Source organism: Stutzerimonas azotifigens (genome assembly GCF_013522725.1).
Classification (GTDB): Bacteria; Pseudomonadota; Gammaproteobacteria; order Pseudomonadales; family Pseudomonadaceae; genus Stutzerimonas; species Stutzerimonas azotifigens_A.
This window is the reverse complement of sequence record NZ_JAAMRF010000009.1, coordinates 239,593-248,263: the sequence shown is the minus strand read 5'-3', so window position 1 is coordinate 248,263 and position 8,671 is coordinate 239,593. Positions and strand designations below refer to the sequence as shown.

Annotated in this window: 6 protein-coding genes; 3 read left to right on the top strand and 3 right to left on the bottom strand. The window is 62.9% G+C overall.

Annotated elements, in window-relative coordinates; genetic code table 11:
• The coding region (locus G7026_RS17960) for a cbb3-type cytochrome c oxidase subunit I (RefSeq protein WP_181072280.1) at window positions 1-883 on the bottom strand (883 nt) is incomplete at its 3' end.
• A 60-nt stretch (window positions 884-943) separates the two neighbouring features.
• Between G7026_RS17960 and G7026_RS17955 the strand changes: the two genes are divergently transcribed.
• Entirely contained in the window at window positions 944-1,627 is a 684-nt protein-coding gene (locus G7026_RS17955) for an alpha/beta family hydrolase (RefSeq protein WP_181072279.1), read from the top strand.
• Window positions 1,628-1,641: 14 nt separating this feature from the next.
• Here the strand turns inward: G7026_RS17955 and G7026_RS17950 are convergent, their stop codons facing one another.
• Window positions 1,642-3,210: a methyl-accepting chemotaxis protein gene (locus G7026_RS17950; RefSeq protein ID WP_181072278.1), complete on the bottom strand. Its 1,569-nt coding sequence runs from the start codon at window positions 3,208-3,210 to the stop codon at window positions 1,642-1,644.
• A 434-nt stretch (window positions 3,211-3,644) separates the two neighbouring features.
• On the opposite strand from G7026_RS17950, the gene G7026_RS17945 reads away from it, so the two are divergent.
• Both G7026_RS17945 and G7026_RS17940 read left to right on the top strand, forming a co-directional pair.
• Entirely contained in the window at window positions 3,645-4,142 is a 498-nt protein-coding gene (locus G7026_RS17945; protein ID WP_181072277.1) for a hypothetical protein, read from the top strand.
• Window positions 4,143-4,309: 167 nt separating this feature from the next.
• Window positions 4,310-5,761 carry a mannose-1-phosphate guanylyltransferase/mannose-6-phosphate isomerase gene (locus tag G7026_RS17940; protein WP_181072276.1) on the top strand — a complete coding sequence of 484 codons (1,452 nt, stop codon included), beginning with the start codon at window positions 4,310-4,312 and terminating at the stop codon, window positions 5,759-5,761.
• Between the two features lie 128 nt (window positions 5,762-5,889).
• On the opposite strand, the gene acnA is transcribed toward G7026_RS17940, so the two are convergent.
• Window positions 5,890-8,565 (bottom strand): aconitate hydratase AcnA, encoded by a 2,676-nt coding sequence (gene acnA, locus G7026_RS17935; protein WP_181072275.1) that lies wholly within the window; start codon window positions 8,563-8,565, stop codon window positions 5,890-5,892.
• Between the last annotated feature and the right edge of the window lie 106 nt (window positions 8,566-8,671).

Genomic DNA, 8,671 nt, shown 5'->3' with positions numbered 1-8,671 from the left:
AGAGGGTCATCATGCCGTTGATCATGCCGCCCCAGCTCGGAGCCAGGAGGATGATCGACATCACCATGCCCAAGCTCTGCGCCCAGTCGGGCAGAGCGGTGTAGTGCAGGTGGTGCGGGCCGGCCCAAATATAGACGGCGATCAAGGCCCAGAAGTGCACGATCGACAGGCGATAGGAGTAGACCGGACGTTCGGCCTGCTTTGGCACGAAGTAGTACATCATCCCGAGGAAGCCCGCGGTCAGGAAGAAGCCCACCGCGTTATGACCGTACCACCACTGCACCATGGCATCGGTCGCGCCCGAATAGAGCGAGTACGACTTGGTCAGCGTCACCGGGATTTCCAGGTTGTTGACCACATGCAACAGCGCGACCGTCAGGATGAAGGCGCCGAAGAACCAGTTGCCGACATAGATGTGCTTGACCTTGCGGGTTGCCAGGGTGCCGAAGAACACCACCGCATAGCTGACCCAGACGATGGTGATCAGGATATCGATCGGCCATTCCAGCTCGGCGTATTCCTTGGAGCTGGTCCAGCCCATCGGCAGGCTGATGGCAGCCAGCACGATCACCGCTTGCCAACCCCAGAAAGTGAAGGTCGCAAGGCCCGGTGCAAAGAGGCGCGTCTGGGAGGTACGCTGGACGGCATAGTAGGAGGTGGCGAACAGCGCACAACCGCCGAAGGCGAAGATGACCGCATTGGTGTGCAACGGGCGCAGGCGGCCGAAGCTGGTCCAAGGCAAGTCGAGGTTGAGGTCTGGCCACACGAGCTGTGCGGCGATGAAAACGCCGAGCCCCATCCCGACGATTCCCCACACCACCGTCATGATGGCGAATTGGCGGACCACCCGATAGTCGTAGGCGGTACTGGTTGCAGTGTTCATGTATGGGCTTCCATCCACGGTAGTGAGCAGATTGTTTCTTTTACATAGCGCGAGCGAAGCATGGAGAAAGGGCCGGTGAGCGGTATTGATCAGCGTCAATGCAGGCAGGTGGAGCGGGTGGCGGAGGGGCTGTGGAATCGTCCCGCGGGCGAGGCAAGGGCGGCGCTGCTGCTGGCACACGGCGCGGGCGCGCCAATGGACAGCCCGTTCATGAATGCCATCGCCGAGCGGCTGGCAGTACGCGGGATAGCGGTGTTTCGCTTCGAATTCGCCTACATGGCGGCCCGGCGCGAGGACGGCAAACGACGTCCTCCCAACCCGCAGGCACAGCTGCTCGAGCAATGGCGCAGCATTTATGGGTTAGTGCGACAGCAAGCCGCAGGGCCGTTGGCGATCGGCGGCAAGTCGATGGGCGGGCGGATGGCCAGCCTGCTGGCCGATGAGCTGGAGCAGGCAGCGCTCATCTGCCTGGGCTATCCGTTCCATCCGGCCGGCAAGCCGGAAAAGCCCCGCGTGGCGCATCTGGAAACGCTGAAGACGCGCGCGCTGATCGTGCAGGGGGAACGCGACGCGCTGGGCAATCGTCAGCAGGTCGAGGGCTATCGGCTGGCCGACAGCGTTCAGCTGCACTGGCTAGCGGCCGCGGACCACGACCTCAAGCCGTTGAAAAGCTCGGGCCTGACCCACGACCAGCATCTGGACGCCGCCGCCGAGGCGGTGGTGCGGTTTCTGACCGAGGTCTGAGCCGTAGCGCGTCGTCAGCGATTGAAACGCTCGACCAGGGAGAACTGCAGGTCGGCGGTGTGCGACAGGTCCTTGCTCAGCAGCGCGGTGTTCTGGGCCTCCCCCGAGGTCTGGTCAGCGAGTTGGGCGATGGTGGTGACGTTCTGGCTGATCTCGTCGGCCACTGCGCTCTGCTCTTCGGCGGCCGCGGCGATCTGGCTGGCCATGTTGGCGATGTTGTCCATCGCCTGGCTGATGCCCGACAGCGCCTGGTCGGCCAGGCGCACCTGCTCGACGCCATGATCTGCGTGGGCGCGTCCTGATTCGGTGGTGCCGACCGCGGTCTTCGCCTGGTGCTGAAGGGTGGCGATCAGCTCGTGGATTTGCCCGGTCGCATCGGCGGTCCGCTTGGCCAGCTGGCGCACCTCGTCGGCGACCACCGCGAAGCCACGGCCGCTATCGCCGGCACGCGCCGCTTCGATGGCCGCATTCAGCGCCAGCAGGTTGGTCTGCTCGGCAATGCCTCGGATCACGTCTACCACGCTGCCGATCTGGTCGCTGTCGCGGGCCAGCTTGGTCACCGCGTCGCGGGTTTCGCTGACCGAATCGGACAGGCGTTCGATCGCCTTGCGGGTTTCGCCGGAAATGTTCTGGCCCTGGGCCGTCAGGCGGCTGGCCTGCTGAGTCGCCTCGGCGGTCTGTGCCACATTGCCGGCGACTTCCTGGGTGGTGGCGGCCATCTGAGTGATCGCCGCGGCCATCTGTTCGGTCTCCTGGCGCTGGCGCGACAGTCCGGACGAACAGTTCTGAGCGAGCCCTTCGGCCTGCTGGGCCTGGTTCTGGAGCTGCTCGGCGCTGTCCTGCAGCCGTGTCAGGCAGGTCTTGAGATGAGCTTCCTGGCTGATGATGGCCATTTCCAGTCGCGCCTCGACGCCGCGGCTCGTGGTGAACATCTTGGCGATCAGTGGGTCGGTGTTCGCCGCTTTGGTCAGGCGCAGCAGGCGATTGATGCCCGCCTGCTGCCAATGCAGGCCGGCAAGACCGAGCGGGATGGACAGCAGGGCGGCAAGCAGAAAGCCCCAGTAGTGGTCCTGCCAGGTGCCGATCAGAAAGCCGATCTGGCTGATCAGGATGAAGGGCAGCCACTTGGCTACCACCGGCAACCAGAGATCGCTGGTCGGAACCGCGCCTTTGCCAGCGTTGATGCGTGCGTAGAGCGCCTGGGCACGGCTAATCTGCGCCGCGCTGGGTTTGGTGCGGACCGACTCGTAGCCGACGACCTGGCGGTTGTTGTCCAGCATGGGAGTGACGTAGGCGCTGACCCAGTAATGATCGCCATTCTTGCGACGGTTCTTGACGATTCCCATCCAGGGCTTGCCGTCTTTCAGGCAGGTCCACATGTGCTGGAACACCGCTGGCGGAACATCGGGATGGCGCACGAGGTTGTGCGGCGACCCGATCAGCTCTTCCCGGGCGAAGCCGCTCACCTCGACGAAAATATCGTTGCAGTAGGTGATCTTGCCTTTGAGGTCGGTCGTGGAGATCAGCCGTTGCTGTTCCGGGAAGGCATATTCGCGCTGGGACACGGGCTGGTTATTTCGCATTTGTAGTCACGCCTGGCAGGAAGGAATTGTGCAGGGCACATAGGCAGGCGTCTCACCGGCTGCTGTCATGTCTTCGACTTATTGGCCGGTTTCTTTAGATCTGATTTCTTTCTCCTGATTAACGAAGGCTTTATTGAAGCGATAAGAACAAAGCCAGTTATTTCAATTGTTTATGAATCAGACGTCCTCATTGCACCCTTTTTCATCGAAGTGAAACGCCCGCGCTTTAACTTGGTGCTTGTTGAACGGCGTCACAAAAGGCTTTCTGCGACAGTAAAACGTCGCAAATGCCTGAAAACCTTGGGCGGATCGGGAAAAGCCAAATAACTGGCATTTTCCTTGCTCCACCCATAGTGCGCACCGGGTTTGGTGCAGGCCCGGAAGGCCGATCCGGCGAGGCCGGGATTCGATGGATACGTACCACGGAGGGCCTCATGCGTATCAGCATCATGGGACTGGATTACCGCGCCGCGGTTTACGCGGGCTGCCTGTCAGCCAGGGGGCATTGGGTCGTGGGAGTCGACCACAGGCAGGACCGAGCGGAGATGCTCAACCGGGGCCAGGGAACAGGGATGGAAGCGGGCCTCGAGGCACTGCTCGAGCACGGCAGGGAGGCTGGTTTGCTCAGCGGCACGACGGACGTGCAGGCGGCCGTGTTGGCAACGGAACTGACCTTTATCTGCGAGGTGGCGGTGGACGACCAGGACGGTCAGCGTGCAGGAGCAATGGAGGCGGTGTGCAGGGAGGTTGGCGAGGTACTGCGCGGCAAGGCGGCAAGGCACCGGCTGCTGTTGCGCAGCAGTGATGACTCTGGACGTGTTCTGGCGAGGTTGCTGCCAATTCTGGAGTCCAGTTCGGGTAAGCAAGCCGGTACCGATTTCGATATAGACGTAAGCGCGGACTACCGCTGTGACAGTGGCAGCAGGGCGTGAATCATCAGGATAGCGGGCGCCGGGCAGCGATGCCGGACGCCATCAGACGGCCAACCAGGACGGTGCGATCGCAAGCACTTGGCTCTGTACCACAGAGCTAACGGAGGGCTACCGACCCTGTCGTCCGGGGCCTGAACCTATTCGATCAAGCTCGAGGAGAGACGAAGATGATTCCAGTGATTTTGTCCGGCGGAAGTGGCTCGCGCCTTTGGCCACTCTCACGCAAACAGCATCCGAAGCAATTCCTCAAGCTGGTGGGTAACCACAGTCTGTTCCAGCAAACCGTCATGCGCCTCACCGCGCAGGGCCTGCAGACCCCCATCGTGGTCTGTAACCAAGAACACCGTTTCATGATCAACGAGCAACTGAACGCGATCGGCGCCGAAGCCCAGGGGCTGGTGCTCGAGCCGTTCGGCCGCAATACCGCGCCGGCCGTTGCGATGGTCGCGCTCAAATTGCTGGCCGAAGGTCGCGATGAGCTCCTGCTGGTATCACCGGCCGATCACGTCATCAATGACGAAGCCGGTCTGCTGCAGGCCGTCCAGAATGCCGCCGCGTCTGCCGAGGCCGGCGAGATGGTCCTGTTCGGCGTGCCGGCGCAGCAGCCGGAGACCGGTTTCGGTTATATCCAGTGCACACCCGATGCCCGGCTTGGCACCAGCATGCAGCGGGTCAGTCGTTTCATCGAGAAACCCGCGCTGGAGGTGGCCCAGGCCTTCGTCGATAGCGGCGACTACTACTGGAACAGCGGCATGTTCCTGTTCCTCGCCAGCCGCTATCTCGAGGAGCTGCGCAGCTTCGAGCCGGACATCTACGAAACCTGTGTCCTGGCGTTCGAGAGCAGTGAGCATGCCGGCAATACGCTGACCATCGCGCCTGCCGCGTTCGCCTGCTGCCCGGACAATTCCATCGATTACGCGGTGATGGAGCGAACCTCCCAGGCCAGCCTGATGCCGCTGGAAGCCGGCTGGAACGACGTGGGGAGCTGGTCCTCGCTTTGGGACGTCCAGCCCAAGAACGAGGAGGGCAATGTGCTGCAGGGCGACGTGGTCGTCGATGACGCCCAGAACTGCCTGGTGCACGCCAATTCCAAGCTGGTCACCCTGCTGGGCGTCGAGGATCTGGTGGTGGTCGAAACCAAGGACGCGGTCATGGTCGCCCACAAGGACCGCATGCAGGACGTCAAGCACCTGGTGCAACGCCTCGATCAGGACCAGCGCCCCGAAACCCAGGCCCACAGCCAGGTCTACCGCCCCTGGGGCGCCTATGACTCGGTGGACAACGGCCTGCGCCACCAGGTCAAGCGCATCACCGTGAAGCCGGGCGCCAGCCTCTCCTTGCAGATGCACCACCACCGGGCCGAGCACTGGATCGTGGTTTCCGGCATCGCCCAGGTGACCTGCGATGAGAAGGTGTTCCTGCTGACCGAAAACCAGTCGACCTACATCCCGGTGGCTTCGGTGCATCGGCTGAGCAATCCGGGCAAGATCCCCCTCGAGATCATCGAGGTGCAGTCGGGAAGCTATCTCGGCGAGGACGACATCGAGCGGCTCGAAGACGTTTATGGCCGTACGGCGGAAAAGGCCGAGCCGACCCGGCTGGCTGCCGTCGTCAAATAACTCCGCGCAAAAACATGCCGGCACAGATACCTGTGCCGGCATTCATCGCGCCCAGGGAAGGGCGAGGGCGCCAACATCCTGTGTTGTGCACAACGCCGGCCGACCGGCCAGCGCTGTACGGTCGAGCCTCAGCTACCGATCAACTGGCGCAGCACGAAGTGCAGGATGCCGCCCGCCTTGAAGTACTGGACCTCGTTGAGCGTGTCGATGCGGCACAGCACCTGGAAGGTGTCACGGCTACCGTCGGCGCGCTCCACCTCCACTGTGTAGATCTGGCGGGGCTTGATGTCTTCCGAGAGGCCGCGAATCGAGAGCTTCTCATTACCGACGAGCCCGAGCGTCTGGCGGTTCTGGTCGCCGATGAACTGCAGCGCCAGCACGCCCATGCCGATCAGGTTGGAGCGATGAATCCGCTCGAAGCTTTCCGCGATCACCGCTTTCACGCCCAGCAGGGTGGTGCCCTTGGCCGCCCAGTCGCGGCTCGAGCCGGTGCCGTATTCCTTGCCCGCCACCACTACCAGCGGTACGCCTTCGGCCTGATACCGCATGGCGGCGTCGTAGATCGACAGCTTCTCTCCGCCGGGCTGATACAGCGTGTTGCCGCCTTCCTCGCCGCCCAGCATTTCGTTCTTGATGCGGATGTTGGCGAAGGTGCCGCGCATCATCACTTCATGGTTACCACGGCGTGAGCCGTAGGAGTTGAAGTCTTCCGGCCGGACCCCGAGTTCCTGCAGGTAGAGGCCCGCCGGGGAGCTTGCCTTGATATTGCCGGCCGGCGAGATGTGGTCGGTGGTGATCGAGTCGCCGAACAAGGCGAGGATTCTCGCGCCTTCAATGTTTGACGGTGGCTTGGGCGGCTCGGCGATGCCTTCGAAGAACGGCGGATTCTGCACGTAGCTCGATTGCTCGTTCCAGACGTAGGTCTTGCCGGCCGAGACCGGAATCTGCTGCCAGCTCGGTTCGCCGCTGAACACATCGGCGTAGCGGTCGCGGAACATCTCGCCATCGATCTGGCTGACCGCCTGGTTGACTTCCTCGCTGCTGGGCCAGATTTCGCGCAAATAGACCGGCTGGCCCTGCGTGTCGTAACCCAGTGGCTCGTTGTCCATGTTGATTCGGGTGGTGCCAGCGAGCGCGAAGGCCACCACCAGCGGTGGTGAGGCCAGCCAGTTGGCCTTGACCATCGGGTGGACGCGGCCTTCGAAGTTTCGGTTGCCCGACAGTACCGAGGACACGATCAGATCGTTTTCGGTTACCGCCTGCCCGATGGGCTCAGGCAGCGGGCCCGAGTTGCCGATGCAGGTGGCGCAACCGTAGCCGATCAGGTTGAAGCCGAGCTGATCGAGATAGCGGGTCAGATCGGCCTTTTTCAGGTAATCCGTCACCACCTTGGAGCCAGGTGCCAGGGAGGATTTGACCCACGGCTTGCGCATCAGGCCGCGCTCGACCGCCTTTTTGGCGAGCAGGCCGGCGGCCATCAGCACGTTGGGGTTGGAGGTGTTGGTGCAGGAGGTGATCGAGGCGATCACCACCGCGCCATGCTTGAGTTCGTAGTCTTCGCCTGCGACCGGTACGCCGGTTTCGGCCTGATGCATGCGGCCGCTGGTTTCCAGCAACAGATCGAACGCCGAGCCGATGTCGCCCAGCGAGACGCGGTCCTGCGGGCGCTTGGGTCCGGCGAGCGAGGGCTGCACTTCGCTCAGATCAAGCTCCAGCGTCGCGGTGAAGACCGGGTCGGGCGTGTTGCTGTCACGCCACATGCCCTGGGCCTTGCTGTAGGCCTCGACCAGCTGGATACGCTGCTCGTCGCGGCCGGTCAGGCGCAGGTAGTCGATGGTGATCTGATCGACCGGGAAGAAGCCGCACGTGGCACCGTACTCCGGAGCCATGTTGCCGATGGTCGCGCGGTCGGCCAGGGGCAAATGATCGAGTCCCGGCCCATAGAATTCGACGAACTTGCCGACCACACCTTGTTTGCGCAGCATCTGGGTGACCGTCAGCACCAAGTCAGTGGCGGTGACCCCTTCGCGCAGCTTGCCGGTCAGGCGAAAACCCACGACTTCAGGAATCAGCATCGACACCGGTTGGCCGAGCATGGCTGCCTCGGCCTCGATCCCGCCGACGCCCCAGCCGAGCACGCCCAGGCCGTTGATCATGGTGGTATGGGAGTCGGTACCCACCAGGGTGTCGGGGTAGGCATAGGTGGCGCCGTCCTCGTCCTTGGTCCAGACCACCTGGCCGAGATATTCCAGGTTGACCTGATGGCAGATGCCGGTGCCTGGCGGTACGACGCGGAAGTTATCGAACGCCTGCTGCCCCCAGCGCAGGAATTCGTAGCGCTCACCGTTGCGTTGCATCTCGATGGCGACGTTCTCTTCGAACGCCTGGTCAGTGCCGAAGCGGTCGACCATCACCGAGTGGTCGATCACCAGGTCGACCGGAGACAATGGATTGATCTTCTGCGGATCGGCACCGGCGTTGGCCACGGCGTCGCGCATCGCGGCCAGATCGACCACCGCCGGCACACCGGTGAAGTCTTGCATCAGCACGCGCGCCGGGCGGTATTGGATCTCGCGCTCGGAGCTGCGCGTTTTCTGCCAGACGGCCAGGGAGGTAAAGTCGTCTGCGCGTACCGTCACGCCGTCTTCCCAGCGCAACAGATTTTCCAGCAGGACCTTGAGCGAAGCGGGCAGGCGGCTGATGTCGCCGAGCTGCTTGGACGCTTCCGGCAGGCTGAAGTAATGATAAGTCGTGCCGGCCACGTCGAGGCTGCGCCGGCAGTTGAGACTGTCCAGGGAAGGCATTCCTGATCTCCTTTAGCCCGCACGGTCGGGCAGGGTTGGATCTGGCGGATCGTCTTGAAACTCACCCGTCTTGAGCGGTTTCTCCAATGCACTGGACCGAGACAGG